Source organism: Neisseria sp. P0021.S007 (assembly GCF_051956855.1).
In genome coordinates this window covers 1-912 of sequence record NZ_JBQCXA010000235.1, presented here as the reverse complement: position 1 = coordinate 912, position 912 = coordinate 1, and the positions used below count along the sequence as shown (strand labels likewise).

General features: G+C 50.8%; 2 protein-coding genes. Both read left to right on the top strand.

Translation table 11 applies throughout. The features are described 5' to 3' along the window. Positions 1-259, top strand: a 259-nt coding sequence (locus tag ACTHUR_RS12490; RefSeq protein WP_440398802.1) for a hypothetical protein, incomplete at its 5' end; no start/stop codon positions are given. Positions 260-261: 2 nt separating this feature from the next. Further along, positions 262-912, top strand: a 651-nt coding sequence (locus tag ACTHUR_RS12485) for an ABC transporter permease subunit (RefSeq protein ID WP_440398804.1), incomplete at its 3' end; no start/stop codon positions are given.

Genomic DNA, 912 nt, shown 5'->3' with positions numbered 1-912 from the left:
ATTGAACGCACCGAACCTTTGGCGCGTTAACGTGAAAGGCCGTCTGAAACGGCGGATACAAAATTTCAGACGGCCTTATAACAACAATTATCTAAAAACTAAAAAACCTTACCCGACTCCGAATAAAAACAATAACCCGGTCGGAATAGAGAGAGAAACCGGCGCGGCGACGTTTCAGACGCCTGCTGCCATTCATCCGATTTCCGCTTCAGGTCAGCTTGTTTTCACGAGTCCGGTATGTTCAGACAGGACAGCCTGATTATGTTGAAATTCATCATCAAACGGATATGTGCTTCCATCCCGACCATGCTGGTGTTGATTACCGTATCGTTTTTCCTGATGCGGCTTGCACCGGGCAGCCCGTTCACAGGTGAACGCAATTTGCCGCCTGCGGTCATGGCCAACATCGAAGCCAAATACCACCTCAATGATCCGATGTACCTCCAATATTTCCACTACCTCAAGCAGTTGGCACAGGGAGATTTGGGGCCGTCGTTCAAATATAAAGATTTCAGCGTTAATGAGTTGCTTGCCCAATCTTTGCCGGTATCGGCAGAACTTGGCTTCTACGCCTTTTTGATTGCCGCCATCTTCGGTATGTTTATCGGCATCATCGCCGCCTTAAAACAAAACAGTTGGCTGGATTATTCGCTGATGAGCGGCGCGATGACCGGTATCGTCGTTCCCAGTTTTGTGATGGCGCCGGTATTGGTGCTGGTGTTTGCCGTCAGACTGCAATGGCTGCCTGCGGGCGGCTGGAACGATGGCGCACTGATGAACTTGATTTTGCCTGTCGTTACTTTGTCCATCGGTTATGTGTCCAGTATCGCGCGGATTACGCGCGGCGCGATGATCGAAGTATTGAACAGCCCCTTTATCCGCACGGCACGCGCCAAAGGCCTGCCCATGAGC